The 21,451-nt window shown below is 69.1% G+C and carries 17 protein-coding genes; 7 read left to right on the top strand and 10 right to left on the bottom strand.

The window, feature by feature from the left end:
- Positions 1–18: 18 nt before the first annotated feature.
- From NHL51_RS04625 to NHL51_RS04640, 4 genes are read right to left on the bottom strand one after another with little or no spacing between them, the layout of a single operon-like run.
- On the bottom strand, positions 19–1,521 hold the full coding sequence (locus NHL51_RS04625) for an aldehyde dehydrogenase family protein (protein ID WP_434142029.1): 1,503 nt from the start codon (positions 1,519–1,521) through the stop codon (positions 19–21).
- Positions 1,522–1,576: 55 nt separating this feature from the next.
- Entirely contained in the window at positions 1,577–2,683 is a 1,107-nt protein-coding gene (locus tag NHL51_RS04630; RefSeq protein ID WP_434142031.1) for an iron-containing alcohol dehydrogenase family protein, read from the bottom strand.
- Entirely contained in the window at positions 2,680–4,836 is a 2,157-nt protein-coding gene (locus NHL51_RS04635; protein ID WP_434142033.1) for a hydantoinase B/oxoprolinase family protein, read from the bottom strand. The genes NHL51_RS04630 and NHL51_RS04635 overlap by 4 nt, the downstream gene beginning before the upstream one ends.
- A gap of 16 nt (positions 4,837–4,852) precedes the next feature.
- Positions 4,853–6,982, bottom strand: coding sequence for a hydantoinase/oxoprolinase family protein (locus tag NHL51_RS04640; protein WP_434142036.1), 2,130 nt, complete (start codon positions 6,980–6,982; stop codon positions 4,853–4,855).
- A gap of 88 nt (positions 6,983–7,070) precedes the next feature.
- Between NHL51_RS04640 and NHL51_RS04645 the strand changes: the two genes are divergently transcribed.
- Positions 7,071–7,868: an IclR family transcriptional regulator gene (locus NHL51_RS04645; protein ID WP_434142038.1), complete on the top strand. Its 798-nt coding sequence runs from the start codon at positions 7,071–7,073 to the stop codon at positions 7,866–7,868.
- Position 7,869: 1 nt separating this feature from the next.
- On the opposite strand, the gene NHL51_RS04650 is transcribed toward NHL51_RS04645, so the two are convergent.
- The 6 genes from NHL51_RS04650 to mdlC form a co-directional block, all read right to left on the bottom strand.
- Positions 7,870–8,799 carry a ketopantoate reductase family protein gene (locus NHL51_RS04650; protein WP_434142041.1) on the bottom strand — a complete coding sequence of 310 codons (930 nt, stop codon included), beginning with the start codon at positions 8,797–8,799 and terminating at the stop codon, positions 7,870–7,872.
- 14 nt (positions 8,800–8,813) lie between these two features.
- The gene (locus tag NHL51_RS04655) at positions 8,814–10,301 is read right to left on the bottom strand and encodes a benzaldehyde dehydrogenase (protein ID WP_434142043.1); all 1,488 of its coding nucleotides are present in this window, start codon (positions 10,299–10,301) and stop codon (positions 8,814–8,816) included.
- 64 nt (positions 10,302–10,365) lie between these two features.
- Positions 10,366–11,769 (bottom strand): TRAP transporter large permease, encoded by a 1,404-nt coding sequence (locus tag NHL51_RS04660; protein WP_434142046.1) that lies wholly within the window; start codon positions 11,767–11,769, stop codon positions 10,366–10,368.
- A complete protein-coding gene (locus NHL51_RS04665) occupies positions 11,766–12,419 on the bottom strand; it encodes a TRAP transporter small permease (protein WP_434142047.1) in 654 nt (217 codons plus the stop codon). Before NHL51_RS04665 ends, NHL51_RS04660 begins: the two co-directional genes overlap by 4 nt.
- Before the next feature lie 25 nt (positions 12,420–12,444).
- Complete coding sequence (gene dctP / locus NHL51_RS04670) at positions 12,445–13,545, bottom strand: TRAP transporter substrate-binding protein DctP (protein ID WP_434142049.1); 1,101 nt, start codon at positions 13,543–13,545, stop codon at positions 12,445–12,447.
- Between the two features lie 98 nt (positions 13,546–13,643).
- The gene (gene mdlC, locus NHL51_RS04675; RefSeq protein WP_434142051.1) at positions 13,644–15,245 is read right to left on the bottom strand and encodes a benzoylformate decarboxylase; all 1,602 of its coding nucleotides are present in this window, start codon (positions 15,243–15,245) and stop codon (positions 13,644–13,646) included.
- Positions 15,246–15,477: 232 nt separating this feature from the next.
- On the opposite strand from mdlC, the gene NHL51_RS04680 reads away from it, so the two are divergent.
- From NHL51_RS04680 to NHL51_RS04705, 6 genes are all read left to right on the top strand, one after another.
- Positions 15,478–16,380: a LysR family transcriptional regulator gene (locus NHL51_RS04680; RefSeq protein WP_434142053.1), complete on the top strand. Its 903-nt coding sequence runs from the start codon at positions 15,478–15,480 to the stop codon at positions 16,378–16,380.
- Positions 16,381–16,391: 11 nt separating this feature from the next.
- Positions 16,392–17,645 (top strand): MFS transporter, encoded by a 1,254-nt coding sequence (locus tag NHL51_RS04685; RefSeq protein WP_434142055.1) that lies wholly within the window; start codon positions 16,392–16,394, stop codon positions 17,643–17,645.
- A 259-nt stretch (positions 17,646–17,904) separates the two neighbouring features.
- Positions 17,905–18,879 carry an ABC transporter substrate-binding protein gene (locus NHL51_RS04690; RefSeq protein ID WP_434142056.1) on the top strand — a complete coding sequence of 325 codons (975 nt, stop codon included), beginning with the start codon at positions 17,905–17,907 and terminating at the stop codon, positions 18,877–18,879.
- 7 nt (positions 18,880–18,886) lie between these two features.
- Positions 18,887–19,690 (top strand): ABC transporter permease, encoded by an 804-nt coding sequence (locus NHL51_RS04695; protein ID WP_434142059.1) that lies wholly within the window; start codon positions 18,887–18,889, stop codon positions 19,688–19,690.
- Positions 19,687–20,538, top strand: coding sequence for an ABC transporter permease (locus NHL51_RS04700; protein WP_434142061.1), 852 nt, complete (start codon positions 19,687–19,689; stop codon positions 20,536–20,538). The genes NHL51_RS04695 and NHL51_RS04700 overlap by 4 nt, the downstream gene beginning before the upstream one ends.
- Before the next feature lie 3 nt (positions 20,539–20,541).
- Positions 20,542–21,369 (top strand): ABC transporter ATP-binding protein, encoded by an 828-nt coding sequence (locus tag NHL51_RS04705; RefSeq protein ID WP_434142062.1) that lies wholly within the window; start codon positions 20,542–20,544, stop codon positions 21,367–21,369.
- The last annotated feature ends 82 nt before the right edge of the window (positions 21,370–21,451 follow it).

Genomic DNA, 21,451 nt, shown 5'->3' on the forward strand with positions numbered 1-21,451 from the left:
GCGATGCGGCCGTGCGCCTCACACGAGATTGATCACCTTCTCCTCGGTGTAGCTCAGCAGCTCTTCGAGGCACTCCTCCTTGCCGCCGACACCGGAGCCCTTGACCCCGCCGTAGGGCACATTCGGGTAGTGCGCGCTCGACCCGTTGACCCAGACGAAGCCGGCTTCGAAGGCCCGCGCGACGCGGAGCGCCCGGTCGATGTCCTTCGTCCAGACGCTCGCCGTGAGCCCGTAGTCGACGCCGTTGGCGATGCGCACCGCTTCCGCCTCGGTCTCGAAGGGGATGACGGAGAGCACCGGCCCGAAGACCTCCTCCTGCCCGATACGCGACTCGGGGGTCACCCCGGTCAGCACGGTCGGGGCGACGAACAGTCCGTCGCCGAAGCGCTCCCCGACGGGTCGCCCGCCTCCGGTCACCACGCGCGCTCCTGCAGCCTGCGCGACGCCGATGTAGTCGAGCGACTTCTCGTACTGGCCGCGGTCGATCATCGTGCCCTGCTGCGAGGCTTCGCTCAACGGGTCGTCCTGCCGCCGGGCCTCGACCAATGCGACCACCCGTTCGACGAGCGCGTCATGGATATCGCGATGCACGAGCAATCGCGAGGTCGATCCGCAGGACTGGCCGGACCAGGTGAAGTTCATGCCGTTCACCGCGCCGGCCGCGGCCTCGTCGAGGTCGGAGTCGGGGAAGACGACCATGGCGTTCTTACCCCCGAGTTCGAGGGTCACATGCTTGACCGCGCTCTCTGCGGCCGCCCGCTGGATCCGGCGGCCGGTCGGTTCCGAACCGATGAACCCGATGCGTCGCACCGCGGGGTGACGAACGATACGGTCGGGCACCTCGGCATCGCTGCCGACGACGACGTTGACCACCCCTGGGGGGAACACTCGGGCCGCGAGCTCGGCGAGGGCGAGCGGTGACAGCGGTGCCGTCTGCGGAGGCTTCGCGACGACGGTGTTGCCCGCGACGAGCGGAGCCGCGATACGGCAGAAGAACATCAGCGGGTGGTTGTACGGCCAGATCTTGGCGACCACACCGACCGGCTCCCGCACGGTGATGTGCAAGCCGTTCGACGCAGGGATCGTCTGCCCCTTCATCTCGAGGGCGAGACCCGCGAACATGCGCATCTGCTGCAGCGCGATCTGCACATCGAAGCGGGCGTTGACGATGGGCGAGCCGGCGTCGATCGCGTCGAGCAGGGCGAGGTCGTCCGCATGCTCCTCCACGAGGTCCGCGAACTCCAGCACCAGTGCCGCCCGTTCGAGCGCCGGGGTCTCGCGCCAGCCCGTGCGGGCCGCGTCGGCGGCCGCGACGGCCGCATCCACATCTTCCGGAGTACCATCGGGCACATCCGCGATGGGCTGCAGCGAGAACGGATCGGTCGAGGCGAAGGTGCTGCGGTCGCTCGCGGCGCGCAGCTCGCCCCCGATCAGCATGCGCCATTCGCGGTTCAGCAGACGCTCCACCTCGGCCGCGTGCTCGCGGCCTTCGAGCGCTGAGCTCAGGTCGATTCCAGTCATCATTTCCTCCTCGGTCGGCTCGGTCGTACGGGGCCTCGCGATCGCACCCGCGGCATCACGCGGCGGCTGCGCCGGCGAGCCGGAGCAGCTCGTGCAGCTCGCCATCGCTCGAATTACGGGCGTTATTGTTTCTGAACACATGTCCACGGCTGGCATCGATCATCGCCTCGGCCTGCGCCTGACCCGCATCGAAGCGGGCTTCGAAGCCGATCCGGTGATAGAGCTCGTCGATCCGGTCGACGAGCTCCTGCCCCTCGCGGGAGAGCTCGCCCCGGTTGAAGCCCGCGACGTAGGGCAGCAGTATCCCGTTCTGCAGGCCATGGGGCACCTGCACCGCGGGGGACGACGAGAGCGCGTGCACGAGCGCGAGGCCGCTGTTGCCGCACGCGATGTTCGCAAGACTCGCGGCTTCGAGCAGACGCTGCAGCGCATCGTCGTTCTCGCCGCGCGCATTGCGCCCATCGATCGCCCCCTCGACGGTCTCGGGCAGCGCATCGAGAATCTCGGAACCGGCGTGCAGTGCGCACGCATCGGTGAAGACGTTGCGCCCGCGCGACCACAGCGACTCGAGCGCATGGGTGAGCGCGTCGAGAGCGGCGAACACCAGCGGCTCCTTCGGGAGCCCGCGCAGCACGGTCGCATCGAGCACCGCAGCCACGGGTTCGTATCCAGTGCCTCTGATGACCATCTCCCGGATCTTCCCGGGCTCGTGCAGAACGAGCGCGTTCGAGACCTCGCTCCCGCTGCCGGCGGTCGTCGGCACCGCGACGGTCGGAGCGGGCGGGTGCGCGGCCCGACCATCGCCCTCGAGACTGCCGATCGCCACGGGGTTGGTCATCAGCAGGGCGACGGCTTTCGCCGCGCTCAACCCGCTGCCGCCGCCGATCGCGAGGACGCCGTCGGCGCCCGCGGCGAGCGCTTCGGCCGCCGCCGCTTCGACCTCGGCCGGGGCGGGGTTCACACCGACGAGGGACGTCCCGACGACGAGATCGCGTACCCCGGCAGATTCGACCAGGCCGTCGAGGAGCCCGAGCCGGGCGAGGCCGCCGTCGACGACCACCATCACCCGGGATACGCCGATGCCGCGGAGGATTCCTGCGGTGCCGGCGAGCGTTCCGAGCCCCGAGTGGATCCGGGTGCCGACGGTGAACCCGGTACTCATCGGAGTTCCACCGGGACGAGGTCGGGCGTACCGATGCGGCTGACCGCGGTCCACAGCAGTCGACCGCTGACGGGGCACAGGTACTCGCGCAGTTCGAGCTCCTCGTGCAGCGCGATGTACGGGCCGTGCTCCGCGGCCGGCACGATCCGTCGGACCGCTCCCGTCGCCCAATCGTGCGGGCCGCCGAGCAGCGCGCCGGCGCGGGTGCGCACCTCTTCGCCGCTCTGGAACACGTCCGGGGTGATCCATACCGCATCGTCAGGGACCGGGACATCCGTCTCGGAGCTCGCGCCGGCGACGCGCGCGGCGCGGATCGCGGCCCGCCGTGCTTCGGTCGCGGCGGCATCGAAGTCGGGTCCCGCGACCTCCACCCCGTAGATCTCGCGTGCCGCCGATTCGCTCACATAGCCGTCGAGCACGTCCGCCACGACCGAGAGCGGGTCGCGATCGAGCGGGTCCCCGAAACCGCCGCCGCCCTGGAAGCTGTAGGCGATGACGTCACCGCGTTCGAAACCGAAGAAACCGGGCTTCGCCCCGAAGTTCTCTGTTTCGCCCGGCCACTTCGGCAGATCGTCGATGCCCGAGATGCGGCCCACCGGGCTGCTCCCGTCCGCATGCAGCTTGGCGTTGCGATTGCACGACCCTTCGAGCCCGCCGAAGAGACCGAGACTGTTGGGCACCTCGACACCGTGCCCGACAATCATCCCGTTCAGGCTCTCCGTGTCGTGCGGGGTGATGGCCAGGCCGAGGGATGCCCCACCGCGGTGCCGCCCGGGGCCGCCGGTGTCCGCGATGATGCCGCGGTAGAGGAAGAGGATCGGACCCGATGCCTCGTGCGATTCGACGTTCGTGATCGCCGGGCGCGGCACGCAGAAGTCGCCGGATCCGTTGAGCCCGTCGTGATCGTCGTACGCCCCGCCGCCGCCCGCGGTGGAATCGAGGAGGAAGTTGCCGTAGGGGGTGCCGTCGCGGTTCATCCCGTTGATGACGAACGCGCTCATCGACCCCTTGGTGACCGCGGTCGCATCGGCGAGGGTCTCGGGCGTGGTCGCGGCGAGCCGCGAGAGCGCCTGCACCGCGACATTGGTGACGACCCAGGTCGCCGAGATCGTCGCGGCCGAGACCGGGGAGGGGAAGCTGGCGTTGCACACGATGCCCTCGGGGGCCTCGATCTCGATGACTCGGAGCAGTCCTTCGTTCCAACGCAGGGTCGGGGCGAGCGTCGGCAGCAGGGCCGAGAACACGCCGGCAAGCATGCCCGACCAGGTGCAGTTGATGAAGCCGGGCGCCTGCTCGCTCGTGCCGGTGAAGTCGAAGACGAGCCGGTCCCCCGTCTTGCGCACTTCGAGGCGGAACTCGTAGAGCTTGTTCGTGTGGCCGTCGTGCTCGATGTAATCCTGTCCCCGGTAGACGCCGTCCGGCAGCTCCCGCAGGCGATCCCGCAGCTGCTCTTCCGAGTGCTCGATCTCGAGCCTCATGACCTGCTGCACCTGATCGAGCCCGTAGCGACCGAACAGCTCGATCAGACGCTTGGCCGCGACGTTGTTCGCCGCGATCATCGCCTTGAGATCGAGCCCCACTGCGAGCGGCATGCGCGTCATGCCGAGCACCATGTTCCAGATATCCTCGCGGATCTCGCCGGCCTCGACGATGCGGACCCCGCTCATCAGCACGGCCTCCTGCTGCACCATCGTCGCACCGATGCCCCAGGATCCGAAGTTCAGGCCTCCCATATCGATCTGGTGCGCGCAGCACCCGACCCAGGCGACCCGCTTACCGTCAGAGAAGACGGGGGCGACGATCGACACGTCCTGCTGATGCAACGCGCCCTTGTAGGGATTGTTCAATATGAACATGTCGCCCTCCCGGATGCCGGGGTTCTCCGCGCAATCGGCGACGATGTTGCGCACGACGCTCGCCATCGATCCCGAGTGGAAGAGCACCTGCGGGCCCATGGTGACGATTTCGCCATCCGTGAGGTAGGTGCCGACGTTGAAGTCCGTGGCGTCGGTCACCACGGGCGACCCCGACACCGCTTTCAGCGTGATCGCCTGCTCCTCGGTGATCGCGGTCAGGCGGTTGCGGACCACCTCGAAGGTGATCGGATCGACGTCGGTCGTCGCCGTGTCGTTCTGCTGCACGGTGATATTCATGTTCGTGACCTCCTTGTCACACGGTGGGAGTGATGACGAGGTTGCCGATGGCGTCGAGGGCGACCTGCTGCCCGCTCGCCACATAGACCGTCGTCGTGGGGTGTTCGATGACCGCGGGGCCCGGGATCGGGTCGGTGCCGAGCCCGTTCCAGTCGATGACCGTCGCGTCGAACCATGCCGCCTGGTTGACGTCGTAGACCTGTCTGCTGGTGGGCGCCGCCGGCGCCGTCTCTCGCGCTGCTTCGGCGAAGCGCGGTTTCGGCGTCCGACCGATACCGGAGACCCGGAAGGTCGTGATCTCGAGCCCGGCTTCCCGGAACCCGGCGCCGTGGCCGTAGGTGTCCTCGTAGATGGTCTCGAATCGCGCGACCAGCCGCGAGACCGCATCGGCATCGCTCAGCTCTTCACTGACGGGAACGATCAACTCGTGGGTCTGCATCCGGTAGCGCATGTCGATCGACCGATCGATGATCACGTCCTCCGATTTCACTCCATCGCGCTCGAGCTGCTCCCGCGCGAGCACCTCGAGCTCGGCGAACACTTCGCGCAGTGCGGTCGCGTCGAAATCGGAGGCGGGGTCATCGCTGCCCGGTGCAGAACGGAACGAGATCGACCGTTCGGCGCTGTGGTGGATGTCCGCGGCGAGCGCTCCGTACGCGGAGTGCGCCATCGAGGTCGCGGGCACCAGGATGGTGCCGACTCCGAGGTCCGCTCCGAAGCCCGCGCAGTGCATCGGTCCGGCGCCGCCGTAGGCGTAGATGACGAAATCTCGGGGGTCGTGTCCGTGGCCGACCGTGAGCTCGCGCAGGGTGTCGGCCATGCGGGCGTCCACGATGCGCTTGATGCCCGCCGCGGCTTCGATCGTCGAGAGGCCCAGCGGCTCGGCGATCTGGGTGCGGATCGCCTCTTCGGCCGCCGCCTTGTCGAGGTTCATGCGCCCGCCGAGGAAGACGGCCGGGTCGATCACGCCGAGTACGACATCGGCATCCGTCACCGTGACCTGGGTTCCGCCCCGCCGGTAGCAGATGGGGCCGGGGAAGGCGCCCGCGCTCTTCGGGCCGACTCGCAGCTCGCCCGACACGACCTCGGCGATGGATCCGCCTCCGGCTCCGATGGCGGTGATGTTCACCATCGGCACGCCGACATGGTACTGCGCGACTTCGGTCACCTGCGAGACCACGGGTCGACCTGCGACGACGAGGCCGACGTCGAAGCTCGTGCCGCCCATGTCGGTCGTGATGACGTTCCGATGTCCGAGCTCCTGGGCGAGGAAGTGCGAGCCGAGCACGCCGCCGGTGGGGCCCGAGGCGAGCAGCAGCACCGCCCGCTCGGCCGCGTCGTGGGCGCTCATCACGCCGCCGATCGAGTTCAGCACGCTGAACCTGCCGACGAGGCCCGCATCCCGCAGTACTCGTTCGAGACGTTCGAGGTATCGGGCGACGGTCGGTCCGAGGTACGAATTGAGCAGAGTCGTCGCGGTGCGCTCGTACTCGCCGAGCACCGGATTGACCTCGCTCGACAGGCTCACGTACACGTCCGGGCCGGCCTCTTCGCGGATGATCTCGGCGATGCGCTGCTCGTGCGCCGGGTTGCGGAACGACCACAGCAGGCTGATCGCGTACGCCTCGGCTCCGGCGTCGCGCAGACGCCTCACCTCTGTCCGAGCCGCCTCCTCGTCCAATGGGAGCAGGATCTCGCCGGCCTGATCGACGCGTTCCGGCACTTCGGCGATCAGACGACGGGGAACGAGAGGTTCCGGGTAGGCGCGCTGGCTGAAGCGGCCGAGCAGCTCGTTCGGCATCCCCGCAGTGAAGCCCATGAGACGCTGCACGAGGATCGTGTCGCCGAAGCCGCGCGTCGTCAGCAGACCGGTCATGGTGCCTCGCCGCTCGATGAGCGCGTTCGTGGCCTGGGTCGTGCCGTGGCCGAAGCTGACGACCTGCGCGAGCATCTCGGCGAGTGTCTGCCCCCGTTCGTCCGCAATGAGGGTGAGCGCGGCGAGCACGCCTTCTTCGAGCGCGTGCGGGGTGGTGGGGGCCTTGTTCGTGATGACTCCGCCCGCTCCATCCATCACGACGACATCGGTGAACGTGCCGCCCGTATCGACTCCGACGTAGAGGTCGTCGATCACTGTCGTATCGGCCATCTGCTTCTCTCCTTCGAGTTGGCGCTGACAACGAGTTGTTGACATCGACTCTTTACTCGCAGAAGAAAATAGACAATGATCTTCTGGTGTGAAGAAGAAACTGCTCCAGCAGAAGCCCCCCTACCCGATCGAGTCCGTCGACAACGCTCTGCGCCTCCTGCAGATGCTGCGCGACGGCGGCGATATCCGCCTGACCGATGCGGCGGAGGAGCTGCAGATCGCTCAGTCGACAGCGCACCGGCTGATGGCGATGCTCATCTACCGGGGCTTCGCGATGCAGAACGACAGGCGCCGGTATGTCGCGGGCCCGGCACTGGGCGTACGGGCGGTGGGCGCCCCATGGCTGCACGAACTGCGCCGCGAGGCTCAGGAGCCCATGGAGATCCTGTCATCGCAGCTCGACGAGACCGTGAACCTCGTAGTGCGCGTCGGCGTGAGCATCAGATTCCTGCACACCGTCGAAGCGAGCCAGATGCTGCGCATCGGCGACCGGAGCGGCACGGTGATGCCGGCGATCGGCGCATCGAGCGGCAAAGCGCTTCTCGCTTACGAACCTCGAGAGAAACTGGAGAATCTCTACCGCGGTCGCGCCGCGCAGATCGCGGGTACCGCCCTCGACGAAGCGGAGTTCGAACGGTTCACACAGGAGCTCGACCAGGCGCGCGCCTGGGGGTATGCGCTCAGCCGGGGCGAAACCGAGATGGGGGTCGGCGCAGTCGGCACGGCCGTGCTCGGCCCGCAAGGACGACCCGCAGTGGGCATCTCGATCGCGACGCCGATCGTGCGACTCGATTCGATGCTGCGGCGCGACCGGCTCGCACTGCTGTTCCAATGCCGTGATGAGATCGCCGAGATCGTTGCCTCGCTGCAGCCCGAAGCTGCTTGAATCATGCGGTCCGCTGCAGCGCGGCCTCGCGCAGGCGCACGATGTCGCAGAGCGTCGAGAGCACGGGCGTCGGCACGCCGACCTCCACCCCGATGCGGCTGATCGCGCCGCCGATCGCCTCGATCTCGGTCGCGCGACCGGCCTCGAGGTCGACGAGCATCGAGGTGCGGTGCTCGCCGTGCGACTGCTGCGCATTCCGCACCGCCGCGCGCACACGGGCCTCGTCGACCGCGACGCCGCGCGCAGCGGCCACGGCGAACGTCTCGGCGAGCACGTCGTCGACGAGGCGCAGCGCCGGCAGCTCGCGCCCCGTTGCGCCGACGGTGAGCCCGGTCGCCGCGGTCAGCGTGTTCAGCACCGCATTGAAGATCGCCTTCTCCCACACCGCCTCGTACACCCGTTCGTGGTGCAGCGCGCGCATGCCCGCCGCCGCGAAGACCTCGGCGAGCTCGGCCGCCCGGTCGGACCCTGCCGCACCGAGGCCGCCGATGACGATCTTCCCCTCGGCCGAGGTCGCGATGCCGCCCTCGGGCTGGCGGTCGGCCGGATAGTCGGTGGTGCCGATGAAGGCCCGATCCGCCCCGACCCGATCGACGATCGGCCGCTCGTTGCCGAGCCCGTTCTGCAGGCTCAGCACGAGCGTGCCGTCGTCGATGAGGTGCGCGACCGAGTCGAGGGCGGCCTCCGAGTGCATCGTCTTCGTGAAGACCATGACGAGCTCGACGGCCCCTGCGATCTCGGGGGCGAGGGCGGCCCGCACCTGAGCGCGGAATCCGCCCCCGTCGCCCGTGCGCACCGCGATACCGTGCGCGTCGATGGCGGCGACGGCCTCGGCCGACACGTCGATCAGCACGGTGTCGTGGCCGGCCGCGCCCAGGTGCGCCCCGAAGAGCTGCCCCATCGCTCCGGCGCCGACGATCGCGATGCGCATGGTGCGTCCTCCGATCAGAACGGGTACGGCGCGATGTCCGACCGCACGGTCAGCCACTGCACCTCGGTGAAGGCCTCGATGTTCGCGGTGTAGCCGCCGAAGCGCGAGCCGGTGCCCGAGTCGCCGAAGCCGCCGAACGGTGCGTTCGACTCGTCGCTGACGGTCTGCTCGTTGATGTGCACCTTGCCCGAGCGCACGCGATCCGCGACCTTCATCGCCTCCCCGACGTTGCCGAGGATGCCGACCGAGAGACCGTAGGCGCTCTGGTTCACGAGCGCGACGGCCTCGTCGAGGGTCGAGAACTTGATCACCGGCGCGACGGGGCCGAAGATCTCCTCGGACCAGGCGGGGTTCTGCGTGTCGATGCCCGACACCACGGTCGGGCGGTAGAAGAGATCCTCGTAGCTGCCGCCGGCCTCGATGGTGCCGCCCGCGGCCTTCGCGGCCTGCACGATGCCGTCGATGCGGTCGCGCTGCTTCTCGTCGATGATGGGGCCGATCGGCGAGAGCGTGGTCCACGGGTCGCCGACGGGTAGATGCTCTGCCTTCTCGCGCAGCGCCGCGACGTACTCGTCGTACACCGATTCGTGCACGATGTGGCGCCCGGTCGTCATGCAGACCTGGCCCTGGTGCAGGAACGACCCGAAGGCGCCGGCCGAGGCAGCTGCGGCGATGTCGGCGCCGGGCAGCACGACGAGCGCGTTGTTGCCGCCGAGCTCGAGGTGGGCGCGCTTGAGGTTGCGGCCGCAGGCCTCGCCGACGGCGCGGCCTGCCGGGGTCGAGCCGGTGAACGAGACGACGTTCACTTCGGGCGCCTCGGTCAGTGCGGCGCCCGCGTCGGCGCCGCCGGGCAGCAGCTGCAGCACGCCCGCCGGCAGACCGGCCTCCTCGAAGGCCCGCATGATCATGACGCCGCCCGCGACAGGGGTGCGGGGGTCCGGCTTCAGGATCACGGCGTTGCCGAGGGCGAGCGCCGGGGCGACCGAGCGGATCGACAGGATCAGCGGGAAGTTGAACGGCGAGATGACGCCGACGACGCCCGACGGCAGGCGCCGTGCGAACGACCAGTGATCCTCATCGGAGGTGAGCACATCGCCCATGGGGTGATGCGGCAGCGCCGCGCCGTCGAAGCATTCGTTCGAGGCGACGAGGGTCTCGAGCCCGGCCTTCGGGGCGATCGCACCGGTCTCGCGCTGCACCCACTCGCCGAGCTCCTCCGCGTTGCGCACGAAGAAGTCGCCCGCGGCCCGCAGCACCGCTGCGCGCTCGGCCGGCTTCTTCGCGGCCCACTCCCGCTGCGCCTCGGCAGCACGGGTCGCCGCGGCGAACACGTCATCGGCGTTCGCGAGGCCGACCTCGGTGAGCTTCTGCAGCGTGCCGGGCTCCATCACATCGATGGTGCCGCCGGCCGCGACCGTCCACCCGTCGGTGTACACCTTTCCGCGCCACCGCTCGACGTCCATCGCGTCTCCGCGGGGCTCTGCCGATGCATTCTCTGACATGATTCCTCCTTCTTGCTGGTCTGATTACGAGTCAAGCCGCACCCGGGTGCGGCTCACAAGGGGCCTACTGCACGAACGACGGCAGCCAGGTCGCGAGCTGCGGGAACACGAACAGGATCGCGAGCAGGACGAGTTCGACGACGACGAAGGGCCAGACCCCCTTGAACACCTCGGCCGTGGGGATGCGCGCCGTGCCGGCGACGACGAAGCAGTTGATGCCGACCGGCGGCGTCACCATCCCGATCTCGATGAGCTTCACGATCATGACGCCGAGCCAGATGCCGTCGAAGCCGAGCTCGGTCGCGACCGGGTAGATGAGCGGCACGGTGATCACGAGGATCGAGATCGACTCGAGCGCCATGCCGAGCGGCAGCAGGAAGGCGAGCAGGATCGCGACCACGAGCCACGGCGGCACGTCGAGGCCGCCCACGAAGTCGCCGATCGACTGCGGCACGCGCGCGACGACGAAGAACAGCGAGAGCAGCGCCGACGAGAAGACGATCGCGAACACCATGCTCGTCGTCTTCGCGGTCTCCTTCAGCGCATCCACGAACTGCGCGACGATGGTGCGGATGCCCTGCCTACGGAATTCGAGCACGAGCATGATGAGCGCGGCGAGGGCGCCGATGGCGGCCGATTCGGTGGGCGTGAAGAAGCCGAGGTAGATGCCGCCCATGATGATGGCGAAGATGATCACGAGCCGCACGAGGCCGCGCCAGGGCAGGCGCGTGCGATCGCCGGCCTCGCGGGCGTCGGCGATCGCGGTGCCGAGGGCGTCGTCGAGGCCGGCACCGCTCGCACCGCTGCCGGCCGACGCGCCGACGAGCGCGCCGGGGCGCGCCGGGGTCTCGGCCAGTGCCGGCATCTTGCGGGTGCGGATGAGTACGTAGACCGCGAAGGCGACGGCGCTGAGCACGCCGGGGATGATGCCGGCGACGAGCATCTCGCCGATCGGCTCCATGGTGAGGATCGCGTACAGCACGAGGAACAGGCTCGGCGGGATCATGGCGCCGATCGTGCCGGCGACGGCGACGAGCGCGCCCGCGAGGCTCTGGCTGTAGCCGGAGCGCCGCATCTCTTCGACCGACAGCTTCGCCATGGTGGCGGTCGTGCCGATCGTGGAGCCCGACACCGCCGCGAACCCGGCGCACGCGGCGACGGTCGCGATGCCGATGCCGCCCGGGGTCTCCCGGAAGATGCGGCGGGCGATGGCGAAGACCTGTTCGGCGATCTTCGCCTTCACCGCGAAGACGCCGAGCAGGATGAACATCGGGATGATGGTCAGTGTGAAGCTGGAGGTCTGCTCGTAGGCGACGGCCGCGAGCGTGTTGGTGACGAACGATTCGCCCCGCAGCAGGAACAGGCCGGCGGCTCCCGAGACCGCGAGCGACAGCCACACGGGCAGGCGCAGCAGCAGCAGCACGAGCAGCAGCGCGACGACGACGGGCACGGCGAGTGCGGCGCTCATGCGTTCCTCTCCGTTCGTTCCGCGCCCGAGGCCGCGGCGACGCCGGCGGCGTCATCTTCGATGGTCGGGACGGCGGCGGTCTCGGGCCGCGGGTCGCCCGTGGTCGGGTCCCACTCGTCCTCGCCGAGCAGCAGCCTGCCGCGCAGGCCGAGATAGGCGTTGATCAGGGCGATGACGAGGAAGGCGATGAGGCCGATCACGATGATCCACCGGGCCGGGTAGACCGGCCATTCCATGAGCCCCTGCGTGACCTCGCCGCGCTGAGTGCTCTGCACTGCGCGCTGCCAGCACGCGTCGATGAACCAGACGGTCATCGCGGCGCCGAGCAGCCACATCGCTCCGCCCATGCGGCGCGATACGCCGGTCGGGAGCTTCGACGACAGCAGGTCGACCGAGACGTGCGCGTTCGTCGCGCCCGCATAGGCGAGCCCGAGGAAGACCGTCGTGACGAGCAGCGTCTCCGTGAACTCGAGCAGGCCCGCGATCGACTGCCCGAAGAAGTTGCGCGAGATCACGTCGGCGGTGATGCCGATCATCATCGCCACGGTCGAGATCGACCCGAGGGCGCCCAGCGGGCCGGCGATGGCGCCGGCCGCGCTGCGCAACACTCGCTCGGCCCGGTCGGGCGGCGCGCTCTGCTGAGTTTCCATGTGCTTCGGCTCCCGGTCGTTCGGGTCAGCGGGTCGCGCAGGCGATCGCGGGATCGACCTGGGTCGAGGTCGCCTCGTACTCCGCGAGCTTCTCCTTGTACGCGGCCAGGTAGCCCTCGGCATCCTTCAGGCCGTCCTTCTCGGCCGCGGCGATCCACTTGGCCTCGATGTCCTCGCTCTCGAGCGCGGCCCTCCACTTCTCGGTCTCGGCGTCGTCCCACTGCTTCAGGTCGCCGACGGTCTCGAGCAGCTGGTCGCAGTGGCCTTCGCCGGTCTCGGAGTAGATGCGGGGCGCGGCCTCGCGCACGAACTCCTCGGTCACCTCGTCGACGACCTGGCGGATGTCTTCGGGCAGGCCGTCGTAGACGTCCTTGTTCATCCACATGCCGATGGTGGTGTAGGTGCCGACGCCGGGGTCGGTCCACTCGGGCAGGATGTCCTTGAGCTGGTATGCGATCGTGCCGTCGAGCGGGAAACCGGCGGCATCGGCGACGCCGCGCTGCAGACCTTCGAAGGTCTCGGGGGCGGTGAGCGCGACGCTCGAAGCGCCGGCGGCGTCGACCGCCTGCTGCGCGTACTGGCCGGCCATGCGCAGGCGCAGGCCCTCGAGCGACTCGACCGAGTTCAGGTCTTCATGGCCGCCGAGCAGCAGTCGCCCGGGCGGAATGTGCGCGAGGGGCTGCAGGCCGTTCTGCTCCCAGAGCGCGGCCGCGCCTTCGTGCTCGGTGCCGAGGTCGTAGATCGCGTTCGCCACGACTTCGCTGCCGGGGCTCAGGAACGGGATGCTCGCGACCGAGGCCATCGGGAAGAGCTGCGATGAGTAATCGGTGAGCGTCTGGCCGACGTCGGCGCGGCCGTCGCGCACGCACTCGGGAATCTCGGAGGCGCTGCAGAGGGTATCGCCCGCCGCGACGTCGAAGGTCACGCGACCGTCGGTGCGATCCTCGATCTCGGCGTACCACCAGTCGGCCATGTACTCGCTGATGCTGTTGGGGCTGGCCCACGAGGCCACGTGCAGCGTGATGGTCTCCCCTTCTGCGCTGCCGCCCGCTCCGCCGCCGCACCCGGTGAGGGCGAGCAGAGCCGCCGCTGTTCCTCCGACGAGCGCCGCTGCTCGACGTTGCATCCTCTTCATCGTTCTCCCTTTCCTCCGCCCCCTCGGGCTCTCGGTCTTTCTCTGGTTCGTCTGGACGTGTCCGGGAGGGCGCCGCCCGCCCGGCATGGCTAGTTCTCGCGCACGATCTGCACGTCGATCAGTACCGGCCCCTCGGCGTCGAGGGCCGCGCCGTACGCACGGCGGAACTGGTCGACCGTGGCGACCCGGCTCGCGGGCACGCCGTATCCCTCGGCGATCGCGACGAAGTCGATCTCGCCGAGCTCGAGGCCCGGCACCGACGAGGCGCCCATGCGCTTCGTGAATCCGGCCAGCGCGCCGTACCCGGCATTGTTCATGATCACGAAGACCACTCCGGCACGCCTGCGCGCGGCCGTATAGAGCGCTGTGATGCCGAAGTTCGCAGAGCCGTCGCCGACCGTCGCGACGACCCGCTTCGCCGGGTCGCCGATCGCATGGCCGACGGCGACGGGCAGGCCGAAGCCGAGGCCGCCCGAGGCCGGGAAATGGTACATGCCGGGCCGATCGATCGCGACGCGCTCGAAGTAGTCGACATCGAGGCTCGTCGTCTCGTTCACGTAGACCACGTCATCGCGCACGAGCTCGTTGAGCGCGTCGAGCACCTGGGTTCCGGTCATGCCGGCGTCCGAGAGCGTCGGCGGGGTCATCGCCCGGCTGCCGCGCTCGCCGCGCCGCGACCCGCGATCCGGCACCTCGCGCGCGAGCCCGCGCACCGTCGATGCGACGTCGGCGACGAACGAGCGCCCGAACGGGGCGCGGGTCGCCTCGCCGGCGTCCTCGGTCACCTGCATCAGCGCGACGCCGGCTCCGAGGTACTCGCTCGGCTCCCAGCGATGGTAGCGGAAGACCGGTGCGCCGATCACCACGACGAGGTCGTACCCCTCGAGCGCATCGCGGATCGATTTGATGCCCGGCACGAGCGCGCCGGCGAAGTTCGGGTGCGTGGTCGGGAAAGCGCAGCGATCGGGCGACGGCGCCGAGAACACGGAGGCGTCGGCGCGTTCGGCGAGCTCCATGGCCGCCGTGTAGACGGCGGCATCCTGGACCGCGGCGGCGTCGACCTGCGGGCCGAAGACAATGGCGACCCGCTCGGCCGCAGCGATCGCCGCGGCGACCTCGGCGACGGCACGGCCGCGCTCGCTGGTGTCGACGACCACGCTCCGCTGGGTCAGCAGCGCGTCGCTGTCGAGCGCTTCGGCCTGCCAGTCGTCGAGCGGCACCGAGACGTAGACGGGGCCGGTCGGCGCGGTCGTCGCCTCGAGCAGCGCCTGCGAGAGCGACCGCGGCACGTCCTGGGGCGAGAGCGGTTCGTGCGAGTACTTCACGAGCGGCGACGGCAGGGTCGCGGCTTCGGCGTTGCCGAGCATGACCCGCTGCCCTACCGTACGGCGCACCTGCTGCCCCGCGAGCATGACGAGCGGGGTATGGCCGTTCTGCGCGTTCGTGAGGGCGCCCATGGCGTTGCCCGTGCCCGATGCGGCGTGCAGGTTCACGAGCGCCGCTGCGCCAGTCGCACGCGAGTAGCCCTCGGCGAGGCCCATCACGACCTGCTCGTGGAGCCCGAGCACGAAGTCGAAGTCGGCCGGGAGGTCGGCGAGGAAGGGGATCTCGTTCGAGCCCGGGTTGCCGAAGATCTTCGTGATCCCGTGCGCACGGAACACGTTGAAGGTCGACTCAAGCACTGACGTCATCGTTCCACTCCTGCGGTTGCTACGGCGGCACTCGCGGAGCCCGATTCGGCTCCGCTGCCGGCTCACCCCGTGCGGGGTGGCGCTGGATTCGACGTTATCGAGGAATATGCCAAGTTTCTAATAGATGTTGCGTCAATATCTATAGACCCAGCCTATAGAATGGGCAGATGTACCGCCGCTCACACCGGCGTCCCCAACACCGGAGCACGTTCGAGGGCGAACGAGGAGCGACATGGATCTCAACCTCATCCGCATATTCACCGCGGTCTACGAGGAGGGCACGGTCACGGCCGCGGCGAAGCGGCTGCACATGTCGCAGCCCTCGGTCACCCAGGCCATCAACCGCCTCCGGAGCGAGGCGGGCGACGCGCTCTTCACTCGCATCGGCCGCGGCATCGCCCCGACGCGTTCGGCCACCCAGCTCTACCTCGAGATCGGCCACCTGCCCGGCGCGGCCGAAGCGGCAGTGCGCAAGCTGACGCTCTTCGACCCGACGACGACAGCCGAGACCTTCAGCGTCGCGCTCACCGACCTCGGCCAGACGCTCTTCCTCCCCGCACTCGCTCCGGCGCTCGCCCGCGTCGCGCCGCACAGCAGCCTCGTGGCGGTGAACCTCGACATCGACACCGCCCCCGAGGAGCTGCTCGCCGGGCGGCTCGACCTCGCCGTCGCATCGACTCTGCTCACGGGCGACGTGCGCACCTCGGTACTGCGGCACGACGTCTACTGCTGCGTCGCGCGCGCCGGTCGCTTCACGGGCGAGCCGGGCTTCGACGAACTCTCGGCCCTGCCGCGCATCGTCACCCCCAATGCGCTCGGGCACCAGCTGCTCGAATCGCACATGGCCGCGCCGCCGCCGGGGTCGCTGCACCTGCCCGCCTTCGCGGCCGTGCCCGCCATCGTGGCGCACTCCGACCTCGTGGCCTTCGTACCGCGCAGCATCGCACAGGTCTGGACGCCGGCCTGGCCGCTCGAGGAGTGGCCGCTGCCGGCCGAGCATTTCACGAGCACCGTGCGCGGGCACACGGCACGGCAGGCCATGTCGAACGCGAGCGCGTGGTTCGCGCAGTTCGCGATCGAGACGATCCGCGCGATCCCTTCGGGCAGCGACGCGCACCCCGCCGTCATGGGATAGAGTGCGGTTCCGTGCCCCCGTCTTCCCCGAACGCCCCGGGCTCCGCGGCCGACGAGCGCCGCCCCTGGCTGCTGCTCTTCGTGGCGGTATGCCTCGTCGCAGTCAACCTGCGCATGACGATCACTGGCGTCGGCCCGCTGCTCGATCAGATCGGCGCCGATCAGGGCATCAGCACCGCGGTACTCGGCCTGCTCGGTTCGCTCGTGCTGCTCACCTGGGGGCTCTTCTCGCCGCTCGCCCACGGCGTCGCGGCCCGCATCGGCATGACGAACGCGGTCTCGTGGTCGCTCGCAGTGCTCGCGGCCGGCACGGTCTGGCGGTCGCTCCCCGGCTCCCCCGCGAACCTCTGGGTGGGCACCGCGATCACCGGCCTCGGGCTCGCGATCAGCAACGTGCTGCTGCCCGCGGTGATCAAGCGCGACTTCCCGAACCGCATCCCCCTCGTGATGGGTGTCTACTCGGCGCTGCTCGGCGGGCTCGGCGCGGTGGGCGCGGGCATCGTGGTGCCGATCTCCGAATTCGAGAGCGGCGGCGCGCCGATCGGATGGCGGGCAGCGCTCCTGGCGACCGGCGCGCTGATCCCTGTCGCGCTCGTCGTCTGGATGCGGGCCACCCGGTCGAACGCGCCGCGCCGGGCCGTGGCGAGCACGGAGGCCGGCGAGCCGCAGGGCCCGGGCGGCGATCAAGCGGGGCGGCGCATCTGGGGCGACCCGGTGGCCTGGCTCGTGTCGCTGTACATGGGCACGCAGTCGACCATCTTCTACGTGCTGGCCGCTTGGTTCCCGCTCTACCAGGTCTCGCTCGGGGTGTCGGCGGTCGCGGCCGGCGTCGGGCTCATGATCTTCCAGTTCCTCGGTATCGCGGGGTCGCTGCTCATGCCCGCCCTCGCCCGCGGCGGGCTGCGCCGGTGGCTGCCCGCACTACTACCCGCATTCGGCACGATCGCCTGGGCGGGGCTCATCGTCGCACCGGCCGCGCTCCCGGCATGGATCGTGATCGGCGGGCTCACCTGCGGCGCGCAGCTCACGATGTCACTCACGCTCATGGCGACCCGCGCCCGCACGAGTTCGCACTCGACTGCCCTCTCGGGCATGGCGCAGTCGGTGGGGTACCTGATCGCGGGGGTCGGGCCCGCCGTCTTCGGCTGGCTGCTCGGCACGCAGGGCGATTGGGCGCTCGCGTTCACGGTGCTGTGGGCGGCTGCGGCGGTGCAGTTCGCGGTCGGGGTCGCCGTCGGGCGCCGTCGTTTCGTGCTCGACCGCTGAGCCGCGACGAAGGCCGATTCTCCAGGGATCGCCGCCGCCACTGCCGCGAGGACCTGTCGCCGGCGCGGGCCGCATGCGAGACTTCATTACGAAACGGTCTCTTCTGCGAGAGGGTTTTGACGTAGCGGAGATCGCGGTCTAACGTGGATAGAAGGTTTTTTCAAATGTTGGAAAATCCTATGATTCGTCGCGTCGGCGGATCGAGCTTTCGGTGAGCGACCTGGCATTCAGGCCTCGAACGGTTCGAAGGAGAACTCTCATGCGCAAATCTGCAACGCTGCTCGCACTCGCCGCAGCGGGCGCCCTCGCTCTCACCGCGTGCAGCGGTGGCGGCTCCGAGGCCCCGGCCTCGGGCGGCGAGGGGGAGTCGGGCGGGCTCACCCCCATCACCGTCGGCGTCATGCCGATCGTCGATGTCGCCGCGATCTACGTCGGCGTCGACGAAGGCTTCTTCGAGGAGGAGGGCCTCGACGTCACGCTCGAGCTCGCGCAGGGCGGCGCCGCCATCACGCCGGCCGTCGTCTCGGGCGACTACCAGTTCGGCTTCAGCAACGTCACCTCGCTGCTGCTCGGCACCGCCAACGGCGTGCCGCTGCAGGCCGTGAGCGCCGCGAACTTCAGCACCGGCACCGAGCCCGACATCGGTGCCGTCGTCGTGCCGGGCGACTCCGACATCCAGTCGAGCGCCGATCTCGCCGGCCACACCGTCGCGGTCAACACCCTGAACAACATCGGCGACTCGACGATCCGCAACGTCGTCGAGAACGACGGCGGCGACCCCGAGTCGCTGCAGTTCGTCGAGATGGGCTTCCCCGACATGCCCGCCGCAGTGTCGAGCAAGCAGGTCGACGCCGCGTGGATCCTCGAGCCGCACCTCACCCGCGCGCTCAACGACGGCGCCCGCGTCGTCTCCTGGAATTTCATGGAGACCGACCCCGACCTCATGATCTCGGCGTACTTCACCAGCAAGCCCTACGCCGCTGAGAACCCCGAGGTCGTCGCATCGTTCACGAAGGCGATGCAGAAGTCGCTCGCCTTCGCAGAAGAGAACCCCGACGCGACCCGCGCGATCCTCGATCAGTACACGAAGATCGACGACGACATCAAGGCCACGATGACGATGCCCCGCTTCGACACCGAGATCAACACCGACAGCGTGCAGTTGCTCGCCGATCTCGCCCTGAAGTACGGCATGGTCGACGAGGCCGTCGACATCACGCAGCTGCTGCCGTAACCCTCCGATGTCGACAGCCAAGTCAGGCGCCACGAGGCCGGGCCTCCCCAACTGGGGGCTCGGCCTGGTGGGCGTCGCCATCATGCTCGTGCTGCTCGAGCTCATTCCGAGGCTCGGCATCATCGATGCCCGCTACCTGCCACCCGTCTCCGAGATGCTCGTGGCCCTCGGCCAGGCCGCGTCGACCGCGGAGTTCTGGAAGCAGCTCGGCAGCACCGTCTTCACCTGGGGCATCGGCCTCGCCATCTCGCTCGTCGCGGGCGTCGTCATCGGCGTACTCCTCGGCACCGTCGGTTTCCTGCGCGAGTTCACCGCTTCGACGGTCGAGTTCCTGCGCCCCGTGCCCTCGGTCGCGCTGATCCCCGTCGCCGTGCTCACGCTCGGCACCGGCATCCAGTCGACGCTGCTGCTCGTCATCTACGCGAGCTTCTGGCAGGTACTCATGCAGGTCATGGCCGGTGTGCAGGATGTCGACCCGGTCGCATCCGACACGGCGCGCTCCTACCGATTCCGCCCCCTCACCCGCATCCGCACGGTGATCTGGCCCACGACGCTGCCGTTCGCGATGACCGGTCTGCGCCTCGCCGCCTCCGTTGCCCTGATCCTCACCGTCACCGGCGAGCTGCTCATCAGCGGCACCGGCATCGGCGGCGCCCTCGCGCTCTCGCGCGAATCGGGTCAGGTCGCCCCCATGTACGCCTACGTCATCGTCGCCGGCGTGCTCGGCGTGCTCGTCAACCTGCTCGCGCGCGTCATCGAGCGCCGCACACTGTCGTGGCACCCCTCGATCCGCATGGAGGTGAACTCGTGACCACGACCGTTCTCAAGACCATCGCGAAGCGCGGCAAGAAGCCGAATCGCGCAGCCGGCGCGATTCGACGCATCCTGATGATGATCGCGCTACCGGTGATCCTGCTCGCGATCTGGTGGTTCGCCTCGGCGAACAGCACCAACTACCTGAACCCGCCGCTGCAGACCACCTTCGCCGAGTTCGGGCCGACCTGGTTCGGCGGCGACTCGTTCGGCGAGACCCGCTTCATGAAAGACGTGATCCCGAGCTTCTGGCGCATCATCGCCGGCTTCGGCATCGCGCTCGTCATCGGCATCGTGCTCGGCATCGCGATCGGATCGTCGCGCAAGCTCCGCGCGACCGTCGAGCCGGTGCTCGAGTTCTTCCGCGCGATCCCGCCGCCCGTGCTCGTGCCGATCTTCATGCTCTTCATGGGCATCGGCGACAGCATGAAGATCGCGGTCATCGCGATCGGCTGCGTGTGGCCGATCCTGCTGAACACCGTCGAGGGCGTGCGCGCGCTCGATCCGGTGCTGAAGGACATCTCGATGAGCTACCGCTTCACCTGGCACGGGCGCCTCTTCAAGCTGATCCTGCCGGGTTCGAGCCCGCAGGCCGTGACGGGCGCCCGCCAGGCGCTCTCGATCGGCATCATCCTGATGGTGATCAGCGAGATGTTCGCTGCGAAGGACGGCCTCGGTTTCTCCATCGTGCAGTTCCAGCGCAGCTTCGCCATCCCCGAGATGTGGGGCGGCGTGATCCTGCTCGGCCTGCTCGGCCTGTTCTTCGCTCTCGTCTTCCGCGTCGTCACCGGCGCCATCCTCAAGTGGTACTACGGGTACCTCAATACGCAACGCGGAGGTGCGTAAACCATGACCGACTCCACTATTACATCCGCGACTCTCGAGGTCCGCGATCTGGGCAAGACCTACACGGGTCGCGGCGAACCGGTCGAGGCCATCCAGCGCCTCGACTTCACGATCGCCGCCGGCGAGCTCGTCTGCATCGTCGGCCCCTCGGGCGCCGGAAAGACGACACTGCTGCGCTGCCTCGCGGGCCTCCTCGCCCCGAGCCGCGGCGAGGTCGTGCTCGCCGATAAGGTCATCTCGGGCCCGCCGCCCGGTCTGGCCGTCGTACTGCAGGAGTACGGCCGTTCGCTGTTCCCGTGGCTCACCGTCGCGCAGAACGTCGAGCTGCCGCTCAAGGAGAAGAAAGTGCCCGCGGCGAGGCGCAAGGAGCTCGTACGCGAAGCGCTCGAGGCCGTGAGCCTGCCCGACGACGGCGACAAGTACCCCTGGCAGCTCTCGGGCGGCATGCAGCAGCGCGTCGCGATCGCCCGCGCGGTCGCGTACGAGCCGGCGGTGCTGCTCATGGACGAGCCGTTCGCTGCCGTCGATGCGCAGACCCGCTTCGAGCTCGAAGATCTGGTGCGTTCGCTCTGGGAGCGGCTGAAGGTCACCGTGGTGTTCGTCACGCACGACATCGACGAGGCGATCTACCTCGGCGAGCGCGTGCTCGTGCTCTCGGGCCGCCCGACGATCATCCTCGAGGACGTGAAGGTCGATCTCGGTGATCATCGCAGTCAGCTCGAGACCCGCAGCCACCCCGAGTTCTCGCGCCTGCGCACGCACGTGTACGAGCTCGTGCAGGCCGCGAAGAAGGGCGCCCGCTCGGTGGCGGAGGCCGGCCTCTCGCACTGACCCGGAACGCTTCTCCGGAAGCCGCCGGTCCATATGGGATCTGCCGCAGATCTGTCGTTCCTCCCGCGGAACGGCCCGATCT

Origin of the sequence: Leucobacter sp. gxy201, assembly GCF_051043335.1 — a bacterium.
In the GTDB taxonomy this organism is placed as follows: Bacteria; Actinomycetota; Actinomycetes; order Actinomycetales; family Microbacteriaceae; genus Leucobacter.